General features: G+C 44.4%; 21 protein-coding genes. 1 reads left to right on the plus strand and 20 read right to left on the minus strand.

Annotated elements, in window-relative coordinates:
* Nucleotides 1-37: 37 nt before the first annotated feature.
* From V7M78_RS17190 to V7M78_RS17245, 12 genes are all read right to left on the minus strand, one after another.
* Complete coding sequence (locus V7M78_RS17190) at nt 38-892, minus strand: aldo/keto reductase (RefSeq protein WP_333651597.1); 855 nt, start codon at nt 890-892, stop codon at nt 38-40.
* Between the two features lie 56 nt (nt 893-948).
* A complete protein-coding gene (locus V7M78_RS17195) occupies nt 949-2,091 on the minus strand; it encodes a glycerate kinase family protein (protein WP_333651598.1) in 1,143 nt (380 codons plus the stop codon).
* Nucleotides 2,092-2,170: 79 nt separating this feature from the next.
* Nucleotides 2,171-3,073, minus strand: a complete 903-nt coding sequence (locus V7M78_RS17200) for a dihydrodipicolinate synthase family protein (RefSeq protein ID WP_333651599.1) — start codon at nt 3,071-3,073, stop codon at nt 2,171-2,173.
* Nucleotides 3,074-3,119: 46 nt separating this feature from the next.
* Nucleotides 3,120-4,034 carry a 2-hydroxy-3-oxopropionate reductase gene (garR, locus tag V7M78_RS17205; RefSeq protein ID WP_333651627.1) on the minus strand — a complete coding sequence of 305 codons (915 nt, stop codon included), beginning with the start codon at nt 4,032-4,034 and terminating at the stop codon, nt 3,120-3,122.
* 184 nt (nt 4,035-4,218) lie between these two features.
* Nucleotides 4,219-5,514, minus strand: coding sequence for an SLC13 family permease (locus tag V7M78_RS17210; protein WP_333651600.1), 1,296 nt, complete (start codon nt 5,512-5,514; stop codon nt 4,219-4,221).
* 13 nt (nt 5,515-5,527) lie between these two features.
* Nucleotides 5,528-6,385, minus strand: a complete 858-nt coding sequence (locus V7M78_RS17215; protein ID WP_333651601.1) for a DUF6282 family protein — start codon at nt 6,383-6,385, stop codon at nt 5,528-5,530.
* A 183-nt stretch (nt 6,386-6,568) separates the two neighbouring features.
* Entirely contained in the window at nt 6,569-7,486 is a 918-nt protein-coding gene (locus V7M78_RS17220) for a LysR family transcriptional regulator (protein ID WP_333651602.1), read from the minus strand.
* A 30-nt stretch (nt 7,487-7,516) separates the two neighbouring features.
* Nucleotides 7,517-8,068: a Uma2 family endonuclease gene (locus V7M78_RS17225; protein ID WP_333651603.1), complete on the minus strand. Its 552-nt coding sequence runs from the start codon at nt 8,066-8,068 to the stop codon at nt 7,517-7,519.
* 138 nt (nt 8,069-8,206) lie between these two features.
* Nucleotides 8,207-10,069, minus strand: a complete 1,863-nt coding sequence (locus V7M78_RS17230; RefSeq protein ID WP_333651604.1) for a PrpR N-terminal domain-containing protein — start codon at nt 10,067-10,069, stop codon at nt 8,207-8,209.
* Between the two features lie 88 nt (nt 10,070-10,157).
* On the minus strand, nt 10,158-10,670 hold the full coding sequence (locus V7M78_RS17235; protein ID WP_333651605.1) for a ferritin: 513 nt from the start codon (nt 10,668-10,670) through the stop codon (nt 10,158-10,160).
* A gap of 129 nt (nt 10,671-10,799) precedes the next feature.
* The gene (gene secD, locus V7M78_RS17240) at nt 10,800-12,968 is read right to left on the minus strand and encodes a protein translocase subunit SecD (protein WP_333651606.1); all 2,169 of its coding nucleotides are present in this window, start codon (nt 12,966-12,968) and stop codon (nt 10,800-10,802) included.
* Nucleotides 12,969-13,069: 101 nt separating this feature from the next.
* Nucleotides 13,070-13,636 carry a hypothetical protein gene (locus V7M78_RS17245; RefSeq protein WP_333651607.1) on the minus strand — a complete coding sequence of 189 codons (567 nt, stop codon included), beginning with the start codon at nt 13,634-13,636 and terminating at the stop codon, nt 13,070-13,072.
* 429 nt (nt 13,637-14,065) lie between these two features.
* On the opposite strand from V7M78_RS17245, the gene V7M78_RS17250 reads away from it, so the two are divergent.
* Nucleotides 14,066-15,385, plus strand: coding sequence for a CitMHS family transporter (locus tag V7M78_RS17250; protein ID WP_333651608.1), 1,320 nt, complete (start codon nt 14,066-14,068; stop codon nt 15,383-15,385).
* Nucleotides 15,386-15,541: 156 nt separating this feature from the next.
* On the opposite strand, the gene V7M78_RS17255 is transcribed toward V7M78_RS17250, so the two are convergent.
* The 8 genes from V7M78_RS17255 to V7M78_RS17290 all read right to left on the minus strand — a co-directional run bounded on the left by V7M78_RS17255 (nt 15,542) and on the right by V7M78_RS17290 (nt 26,346).
* On the minus strand, nt 15,542-16,525 hold the full coding sequence (locus V7M78_RS17255) for an aldo/keto reductase (RefSeq protein ID WP_333651609.1): 984 nt from the start codon (nt 16,523-16,525) through the stop codon (nt 15,542-15,544).
* Nucleotides 16,526-16,540: 15 nt separating this feature from the next.
* Nucleotides 16,541-17,494, minus strand: coding sequence for an ABC transporter permease (locus V7M78_RS17260; protein WP_333651610.1), 954 nt, complete (start codon nt 17,492-17,494; stop codon nt 16,541-16,543).
* A gap of 5 nt (nt 17,495-17,499) precedes the next feature.
* Nucleotides 17,500-19,011 carry a sugar ABC transporter ATP-binding protein gene (locus V7M78_RS17265; RefSeq protein ID WP_333651611.1) on the minus strand — a complete coding sequence of 504 codons (1,512 nt, stop codon included), beginning with the start codon at nt 19,009-19,011 and terminating at the stop codon, nt 17,500-17,502.
* A 38-nt stretch (nt 19,012-19,049) separates the two neighbouring features.
* The gene (locus V7M78_RS17270; RefSeq protein ID WP_333651612.1) at nt 19,050-20,120 is read right to left on the minus strand and encodes an ABC transporter substrate-binding protein; all 1,071 of its coding nucleotides are present in this window, start codon (nt 20,118-20,120) and stop codon (nt 19,050-19,052) included.
* A gap of 117 nt (nt 20,121-20,237) precedes the next feature.
* Nucleotides 20,238-21,257 carry a LacI family DNA-binding transcriptional regulator gene (locus tag V7M78_RS17275; RefSeq protein ID WP_333651613.1) on the minus strand — a complete coding sequence of 340 codons (1,020 nt, stop codon included), beginning with the start codon at nt 21,255-21,257 and terminating at the stop codon, nt 20,238-20,240.
* A 407-nt stretch (nt 21,258-21,664) separates the two neighbouring features.
* Nucleotides 21,665-23,344, minus strand: a complete 1,680-nt coding sequence (locus V7M78_RS17280; RefSeq protein ID WP_333651614.1) for an alpha-glucosidase — start codon at nt 23,342-23,344, stop codon at nt 21,665-21,667.
* A gap of 85 nt (nt 23,345-23,429) precedes the next feature.
* Entirely contained in the window at nt 23,430-25,103 is a 1,674-nt protein-coding gene (locus V7M78_RS17285) for a glycoside hydrolase family 13 protein (protein WP_333651615.1), read from the minus strand.
* Nucleotides 25,104-25,329: 226 nt separating this feature from the next.
* Nucleotides 25,330-26,346, minus strand: coding sequence for a LacI family DNA-binding transcriptional regulator (locus V7M78_RS17290; RefSeq protein WP_333651616.1), 1,017 nt, complete (start codon nt 26,344-26,346; stop codon nt 25,330-25,332).
* Between the last annotated feature and the right edge of the window lie 6 nt (nt 26,347-26,352).

Below are 26,352 nucleotides of genomic sequence, written 5' to 3' on the forward strand. Positions count from 1 at the left end.
TGTCCCCGCTCCCTATTCAAGTCCTTTGGCTCGTTTCTTATAAAATATCCAGATATACCTTCCGGTCAGGAGGAGGAAATGCCTTCTCAAGCCTTGCAAGCTCTTCTCCAGTCAGTTCTATTTCCCCTGCCCTCGCATTATCCAGGGCATGTTCCTTTTTTCCTGTTCGGGGTATGGCAATGACATCCCCGCCCCGGATGGCAAAGGCCAGAAGCACCTGGGAAATGCTGCATCCATGGGCAGCCCCGATCTCAGCCAGAACCGGGCTTTCATAAAGCCCTTTCTTTAAATCCCCTGCCTGGGCCAGAGGGCAGTAGGCCATAACAGGAACCCCATGGTCCCGCAGCCAGGGAAGAAGGTCGTATTCGATGCCTCTTGATGCAAGGTGGTAAAGCACCTGATTGACCGCACAGTTCTTTCCCTTTGGCACGCTCCACAGCTCTTCCATGTCATCGGTATCAAAGTTGGATACTCCCCAATGGCGGATTTTCCCCTCTTTTTTCAACTGCTCCATGCAGTCTACTGTTTCTTCCAAAGGAATAGCCCCCCTCCAGTGGAGCAGATACAGGTCCAGATAATCCGTATTTAAGCGCTTCAAAGTCTCCCTGCAGCTTTTAAATATGTTTTTTCTTCCTGCATTGTAGGGATATACCTTGGAAACCAGAAACAGGTGGCTTCTGTCACAGTCCCTGACGGCTTCTCCTATCAGCTCTTCTGATCTTCCGTTTCCGTACATTTCAGCCGTGTCAATTAAGGTCATTCCCGCCTCAATGCCTGCCTGTAAGGTTTCTGTCTCTTCCTTCCTCTTTGCTCTCTGTTCCCCGATAAACCAGGTTCCCTGCCCGATGGCCGGAACCAGGGTTCCGTCAGGAAGCTTTACCGTCTTTCCCATTTTCTGCTCCTCCAATCCTGTTTCTGCAATGTTCTCCTGCTATGATATCCAGCCGGTTACATATTTAGCCTTCCCCCTGCCTTCAGCATCCGGAAGGTTCTGTCAGCAGCGCTTCTGTACAACTCCTCTGCCCTGTCCATGGCTTCCTCCACCTCCATGGCCCCCTGAATGGTAGTCATAATGCTTTCAATGCCAAACTCATAGATTTCTTCTGCACCATCTCCCAATCCCCCTACGATTGCAATGGCCGGAATCCCCTTTGCCTTACAGCGCATTCCAATTCCGCTGGGAACCTTTCCGAAGGCAGACTGCCAGTCCATACGGCCCTCCCCTGTAATGACTAAGTCCACTCCTTCTAAAAGGGAATCAAATTCAATCAAGTCCAGAACCGTTTCAATTCCTGACTTCATGTTTCCCTGAAGAAATACTTTTAAAGCCGCTCCAAGTCCCCCTGCTGCCCCTGAACCCGGAATCCCGTTGACATCAATGCCTGTAAGCTCCAGAAGTTTTTTTCTATAAGCTTCCATATCTTTTTCCAGCTTTTCAAGGATTTCAGGAGTCCCTCCTTTTTGCTTTCCAAAAGTATTTGTAGCTCCGTCAGGGCCTGTAAGAGGATTGGTCACATCACACATTACAGTGAACTCCGTTTCCCTTACCCCAGGATGAAGCCCCCTTACATCAATGGTGTCAACCTTTTCCAAATCCTCTCCAAATCCGGTCAGCACATTTCCCTCCTTATCAAGGAAACGGATTCCAAGGGCTGACATGGCGCCCATTCCTCCGTCATTGGTGGCGCTTCCTCCGATGGCTATGGAAATATTCCTGTACCCCTGATCCAAAGCATCCTTGATCAGCTCACCTGTTCCATAAGTAGTCGTATGGAGAGGATTTCTCCTTTCAGCCGGAACCATGGGCAGTCCTGAGGCTGCCGCCATCTCAATGACAGCATGGCTGCCGCCGAATACTCCATAGGACGCTGCCGTCTCTTCCATCAAAGGACCATGTACGGTCACAGTCCTCATGGTTCCATTCATGGCGCTGACTACCGCATCCACAGTTCCCTCTCCTCCGTCGGCAACGGACACCCCTGCGCACATGCAGTCCGGAAATACGCTTTTTGCGGATTCTGTTAAGATTTCCATGATTTTCTCAGACGATAAGGACCCCTTAAAAGAATCCGATGCAAATAAAAACTTCATATATAATACCCCTTTCTCCTGGTTCTGTATAAAAACAGGCCGGCAGCCTATAGCCGCCAGCCTGCCCCCTGATCTTATTTTAATCCAAAAGTCCTGCTGTTTCCATCTCTTTTCTGATGTTGTTAAGTACAGGCCCTTCCGCTGTTGCAAGATTGGGCTTATAGGGAAGGCCCACATTTCTGCCTCTTAAATTAGCCATATCCTTTGCAGCTACCGGGAAGCTTGCCGGGTCCATGGACAAACGGACCGGATTCAGCTTAAACTGCGCTTCCAAAGAGCCTTCCAAATCGCCTGAAACGTATTTGTTATAAACGTCTGTAATCAGCTCCGGCATGAAGTTGGCGGCAGTACACACCCCGCCTACAGCTCCGTGGCACATGGAAGCATACAAAAGAGTATCCTTGCCCCCAAAGACCTTAAAGCCTGTGTGGCGGGTTCTGCGTATGAATTCCGCGGTTTGGGTAATGTCCCCGCTGGTATCCTTCATTCCCATAATATTGGGAACCTCTGTTGCCAGACGCTCTACCAGATTTCCTGACATGGTATATCCTACCCGTCCCGGATTGTTATAAAGAAGGACAGGAAGCTCCGGAACAGACTCTGCGATTGTTTTAAAATGCAGATACAGCTCTGCCTCTGTAGGCTTTAAAAACATGGGCTGCAAAATGGAAATTCCTGCTGCCCCATGTTCTTCTGCCATCTTTGCAAGGCGGCAGCATTTCTTCGTGCTTATGGCACCGATGCCAAAATACACCGGAACTCTGCCTGCAGACTGATGAATCATGATCTTTAAACCACGCTCCATCTCCTCCTCTTCTATGACGTAAAACTCTCCGTTGCTCCCAAATGCCAGGATTCCAAGAACGCCTCCGTCTATGACGTAATCCACCTGATCCCTTAATTTTGCCTCGTCAATCATCTCATTCTCATCGATGGGTGTGAGAATGGGAACAATAACCCCTTTGATAAAATCTGTATTCATGTTTCCCTCCAGCAGCTTTTATTTGCCTGTTTCCTTATTCCGTTTTTTATTTCTCCGGTTCTACCTTTGTGTTGGCAATCTTTTCATAATATTTCACGATGCTGGAGTGATCTTCTTTTTCAAAACCGTCTGCCTTAAGCCCCTGCATGATCTCCATTAACTGTCCGGTTAAGGGAACCGGTGAGCTGACGGCATGGGCTGCATTTAATGCATTGTTTAAATCCTTGATATGAAGTTCGATGCGAAAGCCTGGATTAAAGTTTCTGTTAAGAATCATAGGAGCCTTTGCATCCATAACTGTGGAGCCTGCCAGACCGCCCCGGATGGCCTGATATACCAGTTCCGGATCAGTTCCTGCTTTTTTTGCAAAGGTAAGGGCCTCTGATACTGCCGCAATGTTCACTGCAACCACAATCTGATTTGCCAGTTTTGCCACATTTCCGGAGCCCAGTTCCCCTACATATACCACGGAGCCTGCCATGACCATCAGCATATCATAATATTTATCAAATAATTCCTTCTTGCCGCCCACCATAACAGACAAGGTTCCGTCAATGGCCTTTGGCTCTCCGCCGGATACGGGAGCGTCTAACATCTCAATTCCCAGTTTCTCCAGCTCTGCTCCGATGGCCTTGCTCTCTGTAGGGTCAATGGAACTCATATCAATGACCACTGTTCCCGGCTTTGCTCCTTCTGCAACTCCGTTTTCTCCCAGAACTGCCGCTCTTACGTGGGGAGAGTTTGGCACCATGGTGATGACCACTTCACTTTGGGAAGCCACCTCTTTGCCGCTTGCCGCCTCTGCTGCGCCGCAGGAAACCAAGTCTGCCAAAGCCTCCTTGTTGTAATCGAAAACAACCAGCTCATGGCCTGCCTTTACCAGGTTTTTTGCCATAGGCCTTCCCATGATTCCAAGTCCAATAAATCCAATTTTCATTTTTCTTTTCCTCTCTTTTCTCATTCTGTTTATCAGCAACTGATGGGACATTCCCCACCTCTGTCCTGATTATAGGAAAAATGGAAGGATTTTGCTATAGGCGGATTTACTGAATACACGAGCATTACCTGTACAAACCGCATACCTTTTCAAATTTATATCATTTTTGTTTCATTTTTATTTCATATTATGTTCTAAAAGCTGAAGATTAAAGCAATACAGAAAGCACAAGGTTATAAACCGTTGATGCCAGTACACTGCAGGGAACGGCCAGGAACAAAAGTCTCGGGAACATCCTGCTGCGTTCCTCCTCAGAACCACAGGAGCCAAGGACCAGACTTCCTCCGGAAGAAAAGGGAGAAATTGCCGAGCTCTGGGCACCAATTACAATACAAGTGAAAAGAATCAAAGGATTAATTCCTGTGCCTGCTGCCAGAGCCGGAACTATAGGGAAAAGTGCCGGGCAGACCACACCTAAAGTACTGGAGAAAAAGCTCATAACAGCACCAATTACGCTGAAGGCAATTGGAATCAGCCATACCGGCAAACTTGAACTGGCATATGAAGACAGCAGATCAATGGTCCCCGCCTCAATAGCGACTCCGATCAGCATTCCAACGCCACAGATCATGATAATAGTATTCCACGGAACCTTAGCAATGACCTCTTTTTGAGGAGCCAGCTTTAACATCAGCGCGATAACAGAAAAAATAACTGCTGCCAGACCAACATCAATCCGTCCGTTAATTCTGCTGATCACATCAGAACCGGGCATAATAATATGAAGAACCGGGAATATCAAGACCAGAAGGATCATGGAAATGATCAAACGCAGGGTGGTTTTCTGCTTGTCCGTAAATGATTCCGGTTTTTCAAATGAAACACCTTTTCCAATTGACCGGTTTGACTTTGGAACATACCGGAATAACCCAATCAGTATCAGAGAAAAAAGAACACTTGCCGCAAATATAACGGAAGAATTCTGAAAGGACGATTCCTGAAAACCTGCATCATCCATCAGTCCCCGGAATATGATGCCGCTTCCGCTGGTCATGAAATTAGCTCCGGAAAGAGCTCCGCAGTTCACAGCAACTGCCCCTACCAGCTTATCCATTTTAGCTTCTTCACAGATTAAAAGAGTGATCGGTGCCATAAATGCCATAACGGTAAAGAATCCTGCTCCTAAAGCAGCTATTACCGCAGCGGCCAGATAGATAGCAAAAGGAAGCAGTCCCGGAAATTTTCTACAGGCATATAAAAGGTAACGGGCCGTCTTCTCTAACGTTCCATTGACCAGAGCAAAATTGTAAAACAGTGATACAGCGAAAATGACGAACATGGTACTTACAGGCCAGAGTCCGATGACTTCTTTCGTCTTCATCCCCAGCCCAAAACATCCAATCACATAGGCGAATACAATTGCAAATAATCCTGTATTATAACCTGTTTTATATCCAATTGCCACGGAAACAGCAATTGCCCCAATAATTAAAACACTTAGCATATTTTTCCTCCCCTTAAATTCCTAAGAGCATTGAAGGAATATCATGAGTCATGTAGTGTACATGTTCCTCATGAATTCCATGGTCCACCAGATACTGCATATATTCTTCCAGTGCCAGTTCCCAATTGGGATTTTCCACCTGGCCTCCGTCTGTATCCACCATCACATTCTTATATCCAACGGTCTGGATAACTTCCAGATTGGAAGGCAGATTACTCTTATATACTCCTTTTCCCATATTTTGGGCATAACAGCGTTCCAGAATAACATCGTAATCCCTTACAAGACACACCTGGTCTTCCACACTCATTCCCACCAGCCACCATTCCGGATGGGTTACCACTATTTTTTTGACACCTGCTTTCCGGGCTTCCTCTACCACAACAAAGCATTCAGCCGGAGACAGGTGGGCGGTTCCAAGGACACCATCATGATCATTGATCAGCCGGAACACCTCCTTTAGTTCTGGAACAACCTTTCCATCCTTCACCACTTCCACGCATTTACCCGTATCCTGATTCTGCTTTTCCAAATGATTTCTGGCTGAGGATGTGGGAAGCCAGATCACCTTTGCCCCCAGTTTGAAGCCTGTTTCTACCGCCGCAGGATTGATCCCGCCAATTGCCCTGTTTAAAGTGACACTTCCGAACATGGTAAAATCATTATTTCCGTGATACGCCTTCTGATTATACACATTGCACAAATACGCCCGTTCCGCAGTCGTTCCCTGATGAGACTTTATTACCACTGCCCTGGCCCCCACCCTGACCGCAGCGTCAGTCAAATCAAAGTCATCATATCTCCGATGCCGGGTATCCGGGTTGGTATGAACATGCATATCGATGACTCCCTTCATTGTTACCTTTCCCATTTCTCTCCTCCTTTTGTTTAATATGTTATTTTTAACAACAATACAGGTAGTACGATTGTGCATTTTTATTATATATATTCTTTGTTATTTCCGAAACAGCCAGTTTTATATATGAGCCATCGGAAAATCCGATAACAATAGATAATAAAAAGGTCCCGGTCAAACACTCCGGGACCAAAAAAATTATTCCTTTAAAAATTCAGAAGAGAGAAAACAGGCTTCCAGAGCTCTGGCAGCTTTTGAGCGGTAGCCGTCAGGCGGAAATGCCAATGCCAGATCCAAATAAATCCCCTCCCTGCCAATGGATAAGTATGTTACATCTTCATAATTTTCTTTACAGGAAGCATAGGTGAAAGCCATGCCCAGACCGCTCCTTGCCATGGAGGCAGCAAAAAAAGCAGTTAAATTAGCATTATACACTTTCGGTTTTATTTCTCTTTTCTTAAATTCATTTCTCGCTATATTTCCTAAAACCGTATCATAGCCGCTCAATACATATTCAAACTCAACCGCATCTTCCAAGTCTACATACTGATACATTTTTCCGTTTTTCTCTGTTTCCTTTGCATATTCCAATACCGGATGGTCAGAAGAAACCGCCAGACATACTTCATCCTTCAACCAGACCTTGACATCTGATTTCAATTTCATTAAAGGAAGAACAATTAAAGCCAGATCTATCTGTCCTGCTATGAGATGCTGCTCCAGTTCCATGCTATTAGCTTCTGTTATTTCCACCTGGATATTAGGATATTTTTTCTTAAAAAGCCTTAAAACTTTGGGAATCAAATAGCTTCCGCGAAAGGTGCTCACTCCAAACTCCACCTTCCCGGCTTTCAGCTCTTCCATATCCTGAATCTGGTTCCTCACCTGGCGGTAATCCACAAGGGCATGTTCTGCATAAGCAATCATCTGCTCTCCTGCAGGCGTAAGACGAACTCCCGTAGATGTTCTGACAAAAAGACGGCTCCCCAGCTCTGATTCAATTTCCTGCAAAGACTGGCTGAGACTTGACTGAGCCATAAAAAGTTTTTTTGCTGCTTTGGAAATACTTCGTTCTTCTGCAATTGTAAGAAGACAGATAAGATCTGATATATTCATAGATTCGCCTCATATCCACGATCAAAAATTTTATCCAGTCTGAATCATGTTTTTTAAATCAATATATAGATTATCATAAATATTCACTTTAACTTTATCATCAAAGGAGTGTAGAACAGGGCCGTCATCATGTTCCATGTCATAGACGAGAATGGTTTTTCTCTGTGGGTCTGCAATCCAGTACTCACGGACACCTGCTGACCGGTATAAAGCCAGCTTCGTATAATAATCCATCCGTTTGCTTCCAGGAGAGACAATTTCAATAATCCAGTCGGGAGCTCCCAAACAGCCCTTCTCATTGATCTTATCCTTATTACAGATTACGCTGATATCCGGTTCCACGTAAGTCTTGTCGTCATCATTCAAAAATACTGCAAACGGGGCAGGAAAAACCTCGCACTCCCCATGATTGTCTGCAATATGGTTGCCTATGGTTCTATCAAAAAAATGAAGGATCCTTTGATGAGCGGTAGATGGAGGAGCCGTCATATACATATGACCGTCAATCAGTTCTGCCCTGGTTCCCTCCGGCAGATTGTAAATATCATCGATGGTATAAGTCTGTTCTCTTAGTAATGGCATGGCAGCACATCCTTTCGTTAAGCACATCAGACATCAGTACGAAATCATACCGCAGTTTCTCTATTTATAATTATAACCAAATATTCCTCATAAAGAAAGCCTTAACTGCCTTATATTTTCTCATAATTAAACTCTTTCCTATTCCAAATGATACTTCTTCCTCTTCCTCCACAAAGTCGCCTTGCTGATCCCCAACGCCCTTGCCGTCTCCTCCCGGTTTCCGCCATATCTTAACAGGGCTTTTGCAATCCGTTCCTCTTCTTCAGAAACAATCACATCCCGGCCATGTTCTCCTCTTTTTTCTTCCTCTTTGTTTCTAAAAGACAGGGGATACAGCTCCATGAAGACCTGTTCTGCAAATCCTTCATCAATACTCCGCTTATTGGCAGTAAGAATCAGACGTTCGCAGAAACTCTCAATCTGAAATAAATTCCCTTCCCATGGGTAGTCCAGAAGCAGCTTCCTGGCCCCGCTGGTCAGAACATGGAATCTGGAATAATGGTCACAGCAGTCCCGAAAACATTCCGTCAGCTTCTTCTCCAAGTCCTCTTTCCTCTCCCGGAAAGGAGGAATTCTCACAGTCAGACCGCTTAAAAGAAAATACAGCTCCTCCCTCAGGATGCCGTCTCTCACCAGCTCATGCAAAGGCAGATCAGAGGTTGCCATAACTCTTACATCCAGCCCCGGATACCTGGCCCCATCTTTTCCCAGGCGTGTCTTATAACGGATCAGCTGACAGAGCCGGTACTGGTTATCTTTTGTAAGGCAGTGTATCTCTTCCAATAAAAGGGACCCTCCACCAGCCTGTACAGCCGCTCCCTTGTCCCCGAAGATCATATCAAGCTGCCCTTCATTCCCAATCCCTTCACAGGATAAGACCGCAAAGGGACCGCCTTTATGCAGACCTGCGTTGTGGATGCTCTGAGCCAGGAGGCGCTTTTCCGTTCCTGCCTCCCCCTCAATGAAAACCGCTTTTTCCGACAGTGCATACAGCTTTGCCAACCGTATGCACTCCTTCATTGCCCGGGACTCCTGAAGAATGTCGTCAAATTCACCCAGGGCAATAAAGCCTTTTAAATGACCTTTTCCCTTTAAATCCGGTTCCGGGGCCCGTCGTTTTTTCATGCGGTGGCAGGTGAGGATAGCCCCCTCCATCCTCTGGTCAATCATCACCGGAGCCACAACAGCAAACACCGAGGTGCGATTGATCTCCATAAACAGGGAATAGGACTCTTTTCCATGATTTTTCCCAAGGTCCGGAAACACCTCACCGGCGGCCTTTCCCAAAACCTTTTCCTTGGCTGTTCCCAGCATATCCTCCATAATGGGATTTAAGTCCATAATGATCCCGGAAGCATCCAGCCTCACAACACCGCTGAAGGAGTGGTCCAGAAGGGTCTCCATCTGAGCCGCATTCCGCTTTTCCACTCCCATGGCATAATCCACGCTTTCTGCCATGGATAAGGCATTTCTTAAGGAGTCCTCAGTATTGGATAAAAACAGGGACGGCATTCCGGCTTCCCCGGCGATTTCCACTGCCGTATCTCCGCCTATGATTAAGTCCACTCCATCCATTATGGCCTGCTTTGTCATGGCTTCAAGGCTGCAGCTCTTATCTGCAAAATACGTTCTCATTTCAATCTCATGGATGACATCAAAATAAGACATGTCACAGAACATGTTTTTAAATCCCACCACCCCAATGACAGGATTTTCTTTCTTTAAAATCTGCTTTGCTTTATTGACCAGAAGGGCCATTTCCTGGGCAGTGATGACGATTTCCACCACCGGGATGTCCGTATACTGCTTAATCAGGGAGGCCTGAAGCCCCCTTGCAATAATAATAGAGGCTCCGGCCCCAATGGAACGCCTTGCCTCGGAAACAGCATCTTCGGTTTTAATGACCTTCATTTCATTCAGCTCGTATTTCTTTTCCTGGAGAATGTTATGCGCCTGATAAAGCATTTCCTCCCTGGATACAAGCAATGCAATCTTTCCCATATGGATTCCTCAAAAAGAGCAGCCCAGCCTCTCATCAGGGGCCGGGCTGCTTTTTTATAAAAGTTATAATAATGACTTCAGAACTGAATTACAGCACAAGGGATGGCGGAGAATAAACTCTGGCACCCAGCTCTGCATCGAGCAGGTACAGTCCCTTAGCATCGTTGCCGAATAAATCGTATCTCTTTATGATCTCATCCGTATTCTTTTCTTCCTCACTCTGCTCCTTTACGAACCAGTCAAGGAACTGCATGGTACGGAAATCCTTTACATCGTATGCTGCCGCATAAATATCGTGAATTGCTGCCGTAACCTTCAGCTCATGGGCATAAGCCTCTGCTGCAGGCTGGCGGAAGTCAGTGTAAGTAAAATTAGGCGCCTTCACATCCTCAAGCACCACTTTTTCACCGTTGTAGAGAAGATAATCCATGAAAAGCATGGCATGGTCACGCTCTTCCTGAGTCTGAATCCTGAACCAGTTTGCAAAGCCGCCTAAATTACTATCTGAATAATAGTTGGACATATCCAGATAAATATAAGCAGAATACAGCTCAAAATTGATCTGCTTGTTTATCTTTGCAACAATGTCTTTGTTTAACATAATTCTTATCCTCCTTTAGCATTATTTTTCATGACTTCGTCGAATTTTCAAAATCATTGATGGAATAACTACTATATGTTTATCCATCTTTTTATATTCTAACACTTTTCGGCCAATTATTCAATGATGTTATTTACTCTTTTCCTTCCTCTTTTCCCATGCCGCCCATAAAACTCCGGCCACACAGACGGAAGAATAGCATCCCGTAATCACACCGAAAAACATGGGAAGGGAGAATTCAATAATGGATTCAATCTGGAAATACATGGAAGCCACCATAATAATCAGTACGCAAAGTCCCGTTGCAACAGAGGTATTGACAGACCGTCCAAGGGTCTGGCTGGTGCTGATATTTACCAAATCTGTGACAGACATCTTCCTGTCTTTTTTCTTGTTCTCACGAATTCTGTCATAAATAACGATGGTATCATTGATGGAATATCCGATAATTGTAAGCACCACCGCCACAAACGCATCGTTTAAAGGAATGCGGAATAAGACAAAGGCGAAGAACACCACCACCACGTCATGAAGCAGTGCAATCATAGCCGTCACTCCGGCCGGAAGTCCTGACATAGCTGAGAACCGTACCCACACATATACAATGATGAATACCATGGCAAGGGCAATAGCAAGAACCGCATTTTTCAATGCCTTTGCGCCGATATACGGCTCTACCACAAAGGTCTCTGAAAGCTGTGCATTGACATGTTCCGAGGTACTGTTAATGGCATCGGTGACAGCCTTCTGCTCCTCCGGTGACATTCCCTTATTTCCTGCAAGGGTAACGGACAGCCTCTTAAGTCCTGTCATATTGTCTTCCTTGATCTGAACCGTAACCGGTCTGTTGGTTTCCTTTTCAATGATTGCCTGAATCTGTTCCGTATCCGCTTCGTCCGACACAGAGTAGCTTAAAACTGCACCGCCGGTGAACTGGGTATCCAGGGTCACACCCTGGGTAAAGCAGCCTACAATTCCTGCTGCAATCACTACGCCTGAAATAATGGCAAATATATATTTCTTCTGATAAAAGGGAATGGTTTTAATATCTTTTCTGATTCGGAAATATTTTTCATCTCTCCACTTATCAAATTTAACAAGGGATAAGAGGAAGTTTCTGGATACGGTAACACCTGCAAAAAGGTTTACAATCATACCCACCAAAAGGGTGTATCCAAAGCTCAGCATGGTTCCGGAGCCTAAAACCATCAGGATGATGGCAATGATGGCTGCCGTCACATTTCCGTCTAAAACAGAAGAAAACGCATTTTTGTATCCATAGGCAACCGCATTCTTAATAGAAGCTCCGTTTTTCAGCTCATCAGAAATACGCTCTGAGGTGATGATATTGGTATCAACCGTCATTCCAAGGGTCAGGATAATACCTGCAATACCTGGAAGAGTCAGGGTATACTGAGGGATGGAGATGGCCAGCATCTGCAAAAGCATCTGCATGGTCAAAGTGATACAGGCGACAAGACCTGGCATCTTATAAAATCCAATCATAAAGACGCATATGACGAAAAATGCCGCAACTCCCGCATACACCATAATGTTTAAGGCATTGCTTCCTAAAGACGGGCTTATGGTGGAGAAGTTGGTAGTCTTTAAAGAGAAGGGAAGGGAACCTGCATTGATCTTCTCCGCCAGATCCTTGGCATCTTCATAGGTCTTCATTCCTGTGATAACAGCCTGGCCTCCTGAAATCTTATTCTGTACAGTCGGATTGGAGATCACTGTGTTGTCCATGTAAATGCCCATGGGCTGTCCGATCAGTTTTCCTGTGGCTTCCTCAAAGAGCTTGGCTCCTTCTGCGTTAAAGGTCAAAGCCACCTGATAGCTTTTAAGTCCATTGGTATCTGCCGTATCAGGAGCTGCATTCTGCACGTTCTTTCCCTGAATCAGCACATTTCCCTCCGGGTCCCGGAAGGTGAGCTCTGCCATTTCTCCCAGTTCTGCAATGGCATCCTCAGGATTAAAGTTGGTTTCTCCGGATTTCCAGGGGAACTGGACGATAATGTAGCCGCCTTCTTTATCTACGGTCACTTCCCTGTCTGTTATATTCTGGTTATCCATTCGGGTTTCAATGACTTCCCTGGCAATATTCAGTTCCTGCTCCGTCGGTTTGCGGTCTAAGCCCTGAGGCTCAAAGATGGCCTCCACGCCTCCACGGATGTCAATTCCGTAGCGCATCTCAAAAATGCCTTTGATGCTGCTTCCCAGGCCGAACACAGCCGTATAAGCCAGTAATGCCAGCGCAAAGAAAATCACTGCCAGCGTTTTCTTTCCTTGTTTCATAAGTTATCCTCTTTTCGTTTCATATTCTATTTTCAGTAATAACCTTCCCTTCTTATCCTGTTGCATTGTACTACAAATCATTTTGAAATACAATATTTCTCTCAGGAGTCCCTGACAAGTTTTTTCAAAATCTCTTTAAACATCTGCTTCTCTTCTTCGCTGAGAGCAGTCAAAACGCCAGTCCCCCGGTCTTTTCCGTATTCCTCCGCCTGCTTGGTTCCTTTTGGAGTCAGGGAAATCCGGCTATCCTTGTCTTTTTCCTTCTTATAGGTAATATCCCCGTTTTTCTCCATTTTTTTCAATGCTTTTCCCATATCTTCTGAACACAGTCCGGAAAGCTCCTTTAACTCCTGCTTTGTCACTGCTCCTTTTCCACTGAGAAGATCTGCCAGGTAATTTCTCATTTCCCTGCTTCCCAGGATATGCTCCGGCTCCACGAAAAGCTGCTTGTACCCTTTCTGATAAAGGTACAGGATTCCGGTTTCTGTCCTCTCCGGCTTCCAGCTTCCCTTTTCCTTGCTCTTTTCTTTATGTTCCTCTTTCCCGTCCTTGGATCGTTTCTTTATCTCTGCCGCCAGAGCCTTTCCCTTTCCGCAATGGGGACTCCTTAAAGAACAGTGCCTCTTGCAATGGGGACAGCATTCATTTAATGTCATTTCTTTTTTCATTTTACAGACTCCCTTTCTTTTGTGATTTTGAGGATAACTTTTATAAATATTTTTCTTATAAAGACATATCTCCCCGAATTTTCTACGATTGCCAGGGTATAGGTATAATGCTATATACCTTATTAGAGTCATAGTATTTGCCTATTGAATAATCTCATTGTACAATAAAAACAAATAAAGATAAAGGATTTTTTTGAGGAGGAGTTCACATGGTGAAATGGTATGATGGCGGCACTTATCTGGTCAATGGTAGACATCTGATGCGGCCCAGATTGCTGCAATGACGGGACAATATTCCGTATTGCACTTAAGAAATGAAGCTTTTTCAGAAAATGAAATGATTTTTCTGGACATATTTCATTATTATGATATTATATTTGAAAAACAAATGAAAGTCCATTTCCATTGGAAACATTAAGGAGGGTTCTTATGATTACTTTTATGGCATACTTATTAATTGCCGTTTTCATGGTTTTAATCATGACAAAAAAAATGACACCGTTTACAGCATTGCTGGTTATTCCCGCTGCCTTTGCAGTGATTGGAAGCCTTCTGGGATTCTGGGGAGGAGATATCGGCAAATTTGCCCTTGATGGCCTGAAAACCACTTCTGTCACTGCCATCATGTTGTTATTCGCCGTTTTATTTTTTACTCTGATGATCGATGCAGGTCTCTTTGATCCTCTATCTAACGCAATGATCCGTTTTGCAAAGGGCGACCCTCTTAAAGTTATGCTTGCTACCGTTATTTTATCTGCCGGTGTTTCTTTAAACGGTGACGGTACTACCACCATGATTATCGTATGCTCTGCATTTGTTCCGATTTATAAAAAATTAAAAATGAGAATGCTGGATCTGGCTGTACTCACCATCCTCTCCCATTCCGTCTTAAACCTGCTTCCTTGGGGAGGTCCGACTGCCCGAGTCATCACGGTACTGGAGCTGGATGAATCCGCAGTGCTTCGGGGACTTGTGCCGATGATGATTTTTGCCACCATCTATATGATCATCGTGTCAATCATCATGGGATTAGGAGAACGCAAACGTCTTGGTATCGTTAATTTTACTGAAGAGCAGTTAAAAGAAATGACCACCATCGTAGACCCGGAACTTCTGTCTATCCGCCGTCCTAAAAATCTGTATATCAATCTGGTTTTAACCACTATTGTTATTATTATGTTAATTCTTGGTACATTGCCTTCTTCCATTATCTTTATGGGAGCTACCGCACTGGGAGTTTTGATCAACTATCCCAATCTGAAAGATCAGCGTGCCCGTATTGAGGCAAATGCACCTGATGCCGCTCAGGTAAGTATGGTTGTTATGTCTGCCGGTGTTTTCATGGGAATTCTGTCCGGAACTGGCATGGGAGATGCCATTGCTACCAGTATGACCACCATCATCCCGGCTAGCTGGGGTAAATTCTGGTGTCTGATCGTTGCATTAATATCCGCACCAGGAACTGTTTTCCTCTCCAATGACGCATTTTATTTCGGCGTGCTTCCCCTTCTTGCGGAAACCGGAAAAGCTTATGGATTCACTCCTATCCAGCTTGGTTTCGCATCTTTGATGGGTCAAGCCTTCCATTTGCTCAGTCCGCTCGTTCCTTTCATTTATGTACTTCTTAGGCTGACTGACGTAGATATGGGGCAATGGCAGAGAAAAAGTGCTTTATGGGCCATCGGAATCTTTGTTATTTACATAGTAGTAGGTGCCCTGTTTGGTTTGATGCCTCTCGTTCTGATTTAGATAATCGGCAGGAAGGAAATCAAATACTGCAAATTTATATCATGTGAAAAAGGCCGTAAGATTGTCTGAAATCGACAGTTTTACGGTCTTTTTATTTTGCCATATAACCATTGTTTTTGGCTTTTTACTGTATTTATTCCCAATTAATTGACTTGTTTACAGGTTCTCAAATGGTTCCAGTACTTTATTAATTTTTCCCATCATTTCATCATCAATATCCCATGTTGTACATTGAATATTCTGTTCCAGCTGCTCCACCGTGGAAGCCCCTCCAATGATAGAAGTAACCTCCTCTTTCTGTCTCAGCCAGTTTAAGGCAACCTCATTCATTGGTTTCCCATATTCTTCTGCTATCCCCTTAATCTGTTCCGCACCGTCAAAATACTGCCTGAATGCCGGTCCTACCAGCTTGGGGTTTGCATTCCTGATATCATTTTCAGAAAAGTTCGTCCCCGAATGAAATTTCCCAGCCAGCAATCCCTGAAATAAGGGGCTGTACGGCAGAAATGCCTGACCAAACTTTCGTACATTGGGCAATACCTCTTTTTCTGTCTTATATTCCAAAGGAATGCTGTGATAGCTGTCTGTATTTCGTTCCAGCATATTGTACAGGCTTTGCTGACAATGAACATCTGTGTATTCCATCATTTTCTCAACATCTGTCTGTGAAAAATTACTTAATCCTACATATCGAATTTTTCCAGCTCTCTTCATTTCTTCCAGAGCCTCTGCCGTCTCCTCTAATGGTACATTAGGATCAGGCCAATGCATCTGATAAATATCCACATGATCTGTCTGAAGTCTTGTCAATGTCGCATCAATCTCTCTCAGCAGGCTTGCTTTTGAGAGATTATTCGTTGTCTCATGGTTCTCATTCCATAACAGGCCGCCTTTCGATGCAATCAGTACTTTATTTCTGTGACTTCCTTCTTTTAATGCCGCTCCCAGAACCATCTCTGAATGCCCAAATCCATAAACCGGTGCTACGTCGAAGAAATTGATTCCTTTCTCAATTGCTGCATGTATGATCCGCGATGATTTCTTATCATCCATAGAATCCCAATCTCCGCCAAAATTCCAGCACCCAATTCCAATTACCGAAATTTTTTCCGCAATTTTTCCAACTTTCTTGTATATCATATCCTTCCCCTCCATCTATCGGCTTTTCCGCATTTTATCAATTACAACTGCTATTGCAATTAACGAACCTATAATAATTTCCATGATAAACGAATTGATTCCAAGCAATATTCCGCCCTGACGCAGCGTGGCCATAATCATAGCTCCAAGAACGGTACCTATTACGGAACCTTCACCGCCATCCAGGCTGGCACCGCCGACAACGGAAGCAGCAATTGCATCAAGCTCATATCCATCACCTGAAGTCGGCACTCCATTTCCAAGGCGGGCCGCCATTAGAATGCCTGCAATTCCACAAACAATGGCGGAGAATATATACACCCCATACACGGTTGAGGAAATGTTGATTCCGCTTAATCTTGCAGATTCTTTATTACTTCCATAAGCATAGATATTTCTCCCAAAAACAGTTCTTCCTGTAATGAAAATACCCAGGATAATAATCGCCAGCCAGGTTAAAAACATATTGGGAATTCCCAACATAGATCCTGATGCAAAAGCCGTAAAGTTCTGGGGAAGGTTGGATATGGTTTTGGCCCCTGTCATCAACAGAATGACATTCCTGACAACCGTCATGGAGGCCATGGTGGCAATGAACGGCGGAACCTTTGCATTATGTACCAGAACTCCGTTAAACAATCCAACTAACATACTTGCACCTATGGCAATCAGAATTGATACAATGACCGGGATCCCCCTTACCATACACATGGAGACCACAATCCCTGATAAGCCAATCACCGAGCCGACAGACAAATCAATACCGGATGACGTAATAACAAATGTCATTCCGATGGCTATAATCCCATATATAGAAGCCTGCTTTAACAGCTTCATAAGTGTATCTACCTTTAAAAATACAGGCGACTTCACACCAAAGAACAAAAATAATACGATCAAAATGCCCACCAGCAGCAGCTCCGTCTGAAAGCGAGACAGGAACAGATTTTGTTTTTTCTTTTCCGCCATAGCCTTTATGACTCCTTTCCTTTCATACCGGAAGCATACCGCATGATGTTTTCATCGGTAAACTCTTCCCGGGAAATGATTCCCATCTGACGTCCTTCATACATCACCATCATTCTGCTTGCAAGCCCCATTACCTCCGGAAGATAGGAGGATATAATGATTATGGTCTTGCCTTCCTTAATCAATGATTCAAATACTTTATAGATTTCAAGTTTTGCCCCCACATCAACCCCTACTGTGGGCTCATCAAAGATAAACAGATCACTGTCCTGAGCCAGCCATTTCGATATAACAACCTTTTGCTGGTTACCCCCGGACAGATTTTTCACCGACTGATAAACCGTCGGTGTCTTTGTCCTCAGCTTTTCTACATACTCCTGGGCAATTCGCTCAATTTTTCCTTTATTCATGATTCCCAGACGAGCGATACGATGTACTGCAACCATGTTGGTGTTGTCTGCAACTGACATGCCCAGTGCCAGCCCCTGGGCCCGCCTGTCTTCCGGGAGCAGCGCAATGCCGGCCTGAATCCCTTGAACCGGCCTGGTGAAATCTGCCGCTTTCCCCATAAAGGTCACTTTTCCCGAGTCTTTGGCATCAGCTCCGAAAATCGACCTCACAATTTCAGTCCGTCCCGAACCCACTAATCCAAACATACCAAAGATCTCGCCCCGCTTTACCTCAAAGCTTATATTTTGAAAGGCTGTTCCCCTTGAAATATTTTCCACCTTAAGAATTGTCTCACCCGGCTGTACATGCTCTATTTGATACATATCGTTTACATTTCTTCCCACCATCATAGATATGAGGCGGTCTTCATCTGTGTTTTCCATATCAACGGTTCCCACCAGGCCTCCATCTTTTAAAACTGTTGCCCGGTCACAGATACTGAATATCTCTTCCATACGGTGAGAGATATACAAAACACCCACACCTTCCTGTTTCAGCTTATCAATGATTCTGAACAACTGTTTTGTCTCATCTGCTGTCAGCAGCGCTGTCGGTTCATCAAAAATGACCGCTCTCGCCTTTTGGTGCATGGTCTTTCCGATTGCCACCATCTCCTGCTGCGCCACTGACAGCGTTTTGATAATCGCTTTCGGGTCTACATGTACCTCGATGGAATCCAGTGTTTCTTTTGTTTCTTTATACATATGTGCATAATCTACGGTACCAAGTTTTGTTCTGGGCAGCTGCCCCATGAAGAAGTTCTCAGCTACAGAAAGATGCTGTGCCAGGTTCACATCCTGATATACCGCTCCCAATCCCAGTGACTGTGCATGAAAAGGAGATTTAATCTCTTTTTTCTCACCATTTAAATAGATTTCTCCTGCTGTTTTCGTATAGACTCCCATCAGTATTTTAATAATTGTAGATTTACCCGCACCATTCTCACCTACCAGTGCATGTACTTCCCCTGGAAGGAGCTCCAGGTCTACGCCGGAAAGAGCGCGTACACCTGGAAATTCCTTTACAATTCCTTTCATGGAGACAATGGGTGTTATTTGTTCCTGCATTTACCGACCTCCATAAATTTCAGATCACTTGACATTTATTATTTACCGGGATACAGCAGCTTCTGTACTTCCGGCACATCCAAATTGTCTTTTGTTACCAGAGTCGTAGGCGCTACAACATCTTTCTCAACACTCTCGCCTTTTAAAGACGCGATTACGGAAAGTACACCTTCATATCCCATTCCGTATGGGTCCTGAACAACAATACCCGTCAATGCACCATTTTTAATTGCTTCGATTTCCGTATCATCAGAATCAAATGCATAGGCAATGATACTTCCGGACTTTCCATTCTGTGCAATGGAATTCGCAATACCATCTCCCATGTGGTTGTTATCACCAAAGATTCCAATCAAATCTTCATTTGCGAGAATCAGGTTATCTACTGCATCCTGTGCTTTTGCAATATCATTGTCACAATACTGAGTCTCTATCATGATAATATCAGGAGCAAGTTCTTTCACCTTATCTGCAAATCCTTCACAACGTGCCTGATTTACGGCAGAACCGGAGTCTGCACTGATAACTGCAACCTTTTTGCCTGACGGGTCTATTCCTGCCTCTTTCCACTGTTCCACCATTTTTTCAGCTGCTGTTGAGGCAGCAGCATAATGGTCAGTTGCCAGATGCTGTGTATAAACATTTGTTGCTAATTTATTGTCAACTGTTACAACCGGCATTCCTGCGGCTACGGCCTCCTCCACCGCCGGGACGGTTGCTTCAGAGCTGATGGATGCAATTACAATACCGTCTGGCTTTGCAGAAATTGCATTTTCCAGAATAGTAACCTGTTCATCAATTCCCGTCTCAGATGCCGGACCTGCAGTAGTCACTACAATCTCTCCATTGCTCCCGGCAGCTGCCGCCTGGGCTCCAAGCAATACCGTCTGCCAATAGGAAGAATCTGTCGCTTTGATAATAACCGTTACTTTGTAAGGACCGGATTTTGTCTCTGGTTCGGCTGGCTTTTCACTTCCGGACGTTGCCGCTGTTGTTGCCGCTGTTGTCTGAGCCGCTTCCGTGGAATTTGCTGCTGAATTTCCGCCGCATGCAGTCAATGTTCCTGCCATCATGACCGCCATCATCAATCCTAAAGCTCGTTTCTTCATAATAAATCCCTCTCATTCTTATATAGTTTTATATATACATCCGGGAGGACGTCTCTCCCGTATATATACCATGTATTCCCCGTGTGGTACCGCTCCCACATGGGGCAAAAACAAACTTTACCGGTTTGTTTTTTCTGAGCCATTCAGCTCCAGCTTACAGGGCACAACCCAAATACTTCTCTGCATTTCCGGATTATTCATCCGCTGCATAAGAAGTTTTATACTCATACGCCCCATCTCAATGGTATCTCTGGATACACAGCTGAATCGAAACCCCAGTACATCCAGCATGGGAACATGATCAATACCCACAACTGCAACATCACTCCCAATGGTAATGCCGCTCTCTATCATCGCTTTAATAAAACCTATACTGGTAAGGTTATTGCAGGTAACCATACCATCAGGAAGTTCTTTGTTATTTATCATACTTTTAGTGAGTGCATATGCCGTCTCTACTGTAAAATCCCCCTTCAGCACATACTGTTCCGGAACCTCCAGGCCATTTGCCGCCATTGCGTCCTGATATCCCCGAAACCTTTCTCTCGCTATTTTTAACTGCATATCACCTTGAATAATACCGATTTTTGTATTACCGGCCTTAATTAAACTTTCTGTTGCAATATAACCGCTTTCATAATTTTGAAAATAGATCGTATCCCACTGGGAATAATCAAAATCCCTGTCTACAACTACCACTGGAACATCTAGTTTCGCCAAAGCATTTTTCAGCTTCTCCACCGACTCTTTGTCGCCGTAGCCCATAGCCGGCGTAATAATAACTCCCCGGACCCGCTGCTGTTCTAAGGCTGCTAATGCTTTCAACTCTTTGTCACCATTATTTTGAGTGTCACAGCAGATAATAGAAAAATTATTCTGATCAGCCACATCATTGATTCCCTTTAGAACTTCTCCGAAAAAGGTATTATCTATCTCAGGGATAATCACACCGATTGTACTCCCAATCTGTCTGGAAAGACTGACTGCTGCCGCAGATGGCCTGTATTGGTTCTCCTGTATGATTTTTTCAATCCTACGTCTGGTATCCTCATTCACATAGCCATTATTATTCAAAACTCTAGATACAGTTGATTTCGAAACACCTGCCAGTTCTGCCACTTCATGAATTGTCAGCATATCATTCTCCTTGTTCGATTTTGTGGTACCGGTACCCTATATTATATTCACATATTAACATAGCACTTTTTACATGTCAACTCTATTTAACAAATATTTTTTAGTCATTTTTTACACTGTTTGTTCTTTTATTTAAATACTTTTCTATTTTATTATTCATTTTGTGGTACCGGTATCACAAAATAATATAATTCCATGTGGTTTATTATGTGAAGAGTTAAGATACAGTGCTATGAATTATTTCTATATCGTATAAATCCTTTAATGCTTCCGGGTTCCCCTTTCCTTCCTTAAATATAGTCTCACCTGAAAGGGGATTGCAGATTTTCACTACAGCACATGCGCCCGCCGGGTACACCGAAAAGGCTGAAACAGCGGGAACATGCTGTTTCAGCCTTAATGTTATGTTACCGTGACCTTTCAAGCTCCAGCACAACCGCCTGATATCCGTTCAAGCACAAGTATCCGTCTTCCCAGGAAACTGTATCGTCATTATTCAGCAGAACTTTAGCCGCCTTCTCCGGCAATTCAATCCTCCTGGACTCTGTCTGAAAGTTTCCTATAACCAGAATATCCTGGTCCTTTCCCTTTCTGTAATAAGCCATGACCCTTTCAAACTCCGTGTAAACCGGTTCCAAAGCTCCATATACAAAGGTGTCCTTATATACTTCTGATTTTCTAAGGGCAATCAGCTTTTTATAATACTGAAAGACTGAATCCGGGTCCTCCTTCTGAAGCTCTAGATTAAGCTTTTCATACTCCGGATTCACCATGAGCCAGGGGCTTCCCTGTGTAAAACCGGCATTCTTATCAGAGCTCCATTGAAAGGGCACTCTGGCATTGTCCCTGCTGTACCGGCAGGCAATCTCAAATGCCTCTTTTTCAGAAATACCTTGCTCCAGCGCCACCTTATATTCGTCAAGTGTGGAAATATCGTCAATATCCGCTATGGAACGGAAGGGAACATTCTCCATTCCGATCTCCTGGCCCTGATAGATGAAAGGAAGACCCTTCAGCATAAAATACAGGGTTGCCAGCAGCTTTTTGGAAGCATCGCTGCACTCTCCCTTCGGAATATAACGGCTCACTCCCCTTGGTTCATCGTGATTTTCTATGATGTTGCACAAAAATCCGATTCCTTCCACCCGCTTCTGGCTTTCAAAGCAGCAGTTTCTGTAATCATCAGGCATAATGGGCTGGCTGTCATACCAGCCCTTTTCACTGGACCCAAATATGGTTTCCCGAAAATCGAACATGGAAGAAAAACAGCCATCTTCCCCAATAAAATCCGGCAGCTCCTCCGGCTTTTCATTAAACACCTCACCTACGGTAAATGCATTGTACTTTTGAAAGGTTTCTTCCTTCATTTCCTTTAAAAAGTCAATGACGCCCTTTGCTTCCTCCAGCATCTTCCCGCAGGAAGCCAGTCCGTCCTCCCGGTCCGGCTCATAGTCGTGAAATGGAAGAGCCTTTTTGATATTAATAATGGCATCAATCCGGAAGCCTGCAATTCCCTTTTCCAGCCACCAGTTGATCATGGAATAGATTTCCTTTCTGACAACCGGGTTTTCCCAGTTGAGATCAGGCTGCTTCTTATGGAATAAATGGAGATAGTACTGGTCAGTTTCCCCAATTCTCTCCCATACACTGCCGCCGAAATAAGACCTTAAATTGCTGGGCGGCTTTCCATTCCTGCCTTTTTCAATATAAAAATACTTTCCAAACTCCCCTTCCGGGTCCTCCATAGCCTTTTGAAACCACTGGTGCTCATCGGAGCAGTGGTTGACCACCAAGTCCATTAAAATGTACATGTCTCTTTTTTTTGCTTCGGCAATCAGTTCATCCATATCCTCCATGGTTCCAAACCTGGGATCAATGTTATAGTAATCTGAAATATCATATCCCTGATCCGCAAGAGGGGAGCAGTAAATGGGGGAAAGCCACAGAATATCGACGCCCAAATTCTTCAAATAATCCAGCTTTTCTATGACTCCCCTTAAATCTCCCACCCCATCCTGATTGGTATCTTTAAAGCTCTTAGGATAAATCTGATATGCGACCTTACCATGCCACCATTGTTTTTTCATCTTCATATTATCCATTCTGTTTTTATATTTTTTATAGATTCAGGTTGACCTTCCAAGTTTCATCTGTACTATGGCTGACTTTCCCTTAGAAAGTAATGGCAACCGCTTCATAAGGCAGAAGCTTATCCTTACACTGATCCCAGGGGCGTTCATAATTATGGATCAGACATTCCCCATTTTCTCCCCGGAACTCCTCAGGAAGAGTAACATCTGCCTCCTGGTCTGAGAAATTGCATAATACCAGCAGTTTCTCCTCCCCCAGTCTCCTTACATAGGCAAATATCCTGGAGTCATCTTCCATAATAAGTTCATATCTTCCATATACAATGATATCACGGTTCTTTCTTAAGTTAATCAGTTTTCTATAATAATAGAATACAGAATCTTCATCTGCCGTCTCAGCCTTTGCATTGATCTCCGGATAATTAGGATTTACCGCCAGCCAGGGAGTTCCCGAAGTAAAGCCTGCGTTTACGCTGTCATCCCACTGCATAGGAGTCCTGGCATTATCCCTGCCTTTGCACCGAAAATAACTCATCATCTTTTCATGGCTCACCACACCCTTGCCCACAAGCTCCTCATAGGCATTCAGGCTTTCAATATCCCGAAACTGGGACATATCCTCAAATGGGAAGTTGGTCATTCCCAGCTCCTGCCCCTGATAAATATAGGGAGTTCCCTTCATCATGTGAAGGCAGGTAGCAAGCATTTTTGCAGACACCTTCCTGTATTGGCCTCTGTCATCCCCAAAACGGGATACGGCTCTGGGCTGGTCATGATTATCCCAGAACAGGCTGTTCCAGGCACACCCCTCCAACCCTGTCTGCCACTTTGACATGATCTGTTTCAGCCTTAGAATATCCGGCTTTTTATCCGTCCACTTTCCGATCTCTCCGTCGCCCTCCACATGCTCAAACTGGAACACCATGTCAAGCTCCCCCTCATGTTCACCGGAATACTTTCTGGCTTCCTCCACCGTGACACCTGCTGTCTCTCCCACAGTCATTAAGTCATATCTGGAAAGGACCTTTTGGTTCATCTCCTTTAAATACTCATGAACATGAGGTCCGTGAACGGCATAAGGGGAATAATCTCCATATAATCCTCCATTTACAGGACCGTCAGGAAGGTTCTCATCCTTTGATATCATGCTGATCACATCCATTCGAAAGCCGTCAATTCCCTTTCTGCACCACCAGTCCATCATATCAAATATTTCTTTTCTTACAGCGGGATTGTCCCAGTTTAAATCCGGCTGCTTTCTGGAAAAGAGATGGAGATAATACATTCCGGTATTTTCATCGTATTCCCACGCCGGGCCGCTGAAGCAGGAACCCCAGTTATTGGGGCAGGCTCCGTCTTCTTTTCCTTCCCTCCAGATGTAATAATCCCTGTATGGATTGTCCAGGCTTTTCCTGCTTTCCACAAACCACTTGTGTTCGTCAGAGGTATGGTTGACCACCAGATCCATTACGATTTTGATTCCCCGTTCATGAGCTTCAGATAAAAGATCATCAAAATCCTTCATGGTTCCCAACTCATCCATAATCTCCTGGTAATCACTGATGTCATATCCATTGTCATCATTAGGGGATTGATAGACGGGTGAGAGCCATATCACATCAATTCCCAGCAGCTTCAAGTAATCAAGCCTGGACCTGATTCCATTTAAATCTCCGATTCCGTCCCCATTGCTGTCCTGAAAGCTTCTGGGATAGATTTGATATACAACTGCTTCTTTCCACCATTTTCGATCCATAGCCATACCCCTTTTTATTTTATGATTTATCTTAAATTAAAACTTCTTAAAAACAACGTTTTGATCTTCAATCTTTTATACCTTATGCGCATAAGTTCACGCATTTACTATATTATCATGTTCTAAACATGACATCAAGAGTTTCTCTTCCCTTTTTCTGGAAAATATCATCCCATTCCATAAAAAAAACACATGTATTAATAGGTTTACATGCGTTTTTCCTTAACTATTTTAATTCTCTTACCGAATCTCTCTCTTTAATAAAAACCGGAAGCCTCTGACATTTCTCCCCGCAGTCCTCTTTTCGAATCATATGAACCAGTTTCTCCACCGCAAGGCTGCTCTTTTCAGCGACATCCTGATGAACCGTTGTCAGGGCCGGCCTCACCATCCTGCTGTAAACATTGTCATCAAAGCCAACGATGGATAAATCCTGAGGGATCTTCATTCCCTTATCCATAAAATAGTTCATGATGTGGGCGGCATAAAAATCAGAAGCGCAGACAAAGGCTGTAAATTCTTTGGCTCTGGAATAGGCATATTCCAAAAGGGAAGACAGATCCGCCCCCTTAGGCTCCAGCAGGAGAAAATTCTCCTCCCCGGGCAGGAGTCCGGCCTCCTTCATAGCCTCCTCATACCCCTTCTGCCTTTGAAGATCACAGCCTTCACAATTGTCCGCAAGGTAGGCAATCTTTTTATGGCCCTTTTCTATTAAATATCTTGTAATTTCATAACAGCCCTTTTTATCCTGGATTCCTACGTTTACATGTTCAAAAGAGGCGCTGTCAAAATAGCTGTCTATAAAAACCATGGGCCTTTTGACTTTTTCCTTCAGCAGCTCCCCATCTTCCTGCTTCACTCCAAGGAGAAGAAGTCCGTCTGCATTCCAACTGGCAACAGAGTTGATAATTTCCCCCATATCATCAGATATATACAGCATAATAAAGTATCCCATTGCCCTGACACTGCTTTCCAATGCTCCGGTCAGCTCTCCTCCAAAGGGGTCCTTTACAAAGTTTTCATACTTATTCCGGCTGGCCTTCATTGCAAGACCGATGATGCCGGATTTGTTTCTGGCCAGATTTCTGGCGTTGATGTTGGGAACGTAATTGCATTCTTCTATGAGCTGTTTTACCTTTTCCACCATGGCAGGAGAAACTTCACCGGTTTTTCCGTGGATGACATTGGACACCGTGGTAGTGCTGGTTCCAAGCATTTCAGCCATTTCTTTAATTGTGATCATACTGTT

The sequence above is a fragment of the Lacrimispora sp. genome, from assembly GCF_036758025.1.
GTDB lineage: Bacteria > Bacillota > Clostridia > Lachnospirales > Lachnospiraceae > Lacrimispora.